At 46.6% G+C, this 716-nt stretch carries 4 tRNA genes and 2 rRNA genes; all 6 read left to right on the plus strand.

Annotated elements, in window-relative coordinates:
• A 23S ribosomal RNA gene (locus Q3V31_RS30695) occupies positions 1-113 on the plus strand; the annotation flags it as partial.
• 101 nt (positions 114-214) lie between these two features.
• Positions 215-330: ribosomal RNA gene (gene rrf, locus Q3V31_RS30700) — 5S ribosomal RNA — on the plus strand.
• Between the two features lie 4 nt (positions 331-334).
• Positions 335-410, plus strand: a tRNA-Val gene (locus tag Q3V31_RS30705).
• 5 nt (positions 411-415) lie between these two features.
• Positions 416-491, plus strand: a tRNA-Thr gene (locus Q3V31_RS30710).
• A 10-nt stretch (positions 492-501) separates the two neighbouring features.
• Positions 502-577, plus strand: a tRNA-His gene (locus tag Q3V31_RS30715).
• Positions 578-600: 23 nt separating this feature from the next.
• Positions 601-681 (plus strand) — tRNA-Leu (locus tag Q3V31_RS30720).
• The last annotated feature ends 35 nt before the right edge of the window (positions 682-716 follow it).

The following is a 716-nucleotide window of genomic DNA, read 5'->3' on the forward strand; positions in this document are numbered from 1 at the left end:
CCCATAGCGTAAGCTAGTAAGATCCCTGAAAGATGATCAGGTTGATAGGTTCGAGGTGGAAGCATGGTGACATGTGGAGCTGACGAATACTAATAGATCGAGGACTTAACCATATAATATGAAGCAATGTTATCTAGTTTTGAAAGAATATAAAAAACTTGTTGACTTTCAAAAGTGAATAAGTTACAATAATTCTTGTCTTAAATGAATACAGTCTGGTAATGATGGCAGAGAGGTCACACCCGTTCCCATACCGAACACGGAAGTTAAGCTCTCTAGCGCCGATGGTAGTTGGGACCTTGTCCCTGTGAGAGTAGGACGTTGCCAGGCAAATGGAGGATTAGCTCAGCTGGGAGAGCACCTGCCTTACAAGCAGGGGGTCGGCGGTTCGATCCCGTCATCCTCCACCATTCTTGCCGACTTAGCTCAATTGGTAGAGCAACTGACTTGTAATCAGTAGGTTGGGGGTTCAAGTCCTCTAGTCGGCACCAGAAAATCATGGCGGTTGTGGCGAAGTGGTTAACGCACCGGATTGTGGCTCCGGCATTCGTGGGTTCGATTCCCATCAGTCGCCCCATTTTTTCTTTAAATAATTAATATGCGGGTGTGGCGGAATTGGCAGACGCACTAGACTTAGGATCTAGCGCCTTTGGCGTGGGGGTTCGACTCCCTTCACCCGCACTTTTAATAAAATAACTCATACATGTCTTGCGGAA

Source organism: Bacillus nitratireducens (assembly GCF_036320425.1).
Classification (GTDB): Bacteria; Bacillota; Bacilli; order Bacillales; family Bacillaceae_G; genus Bacillus_A; species Bacillus_A nitratireducens.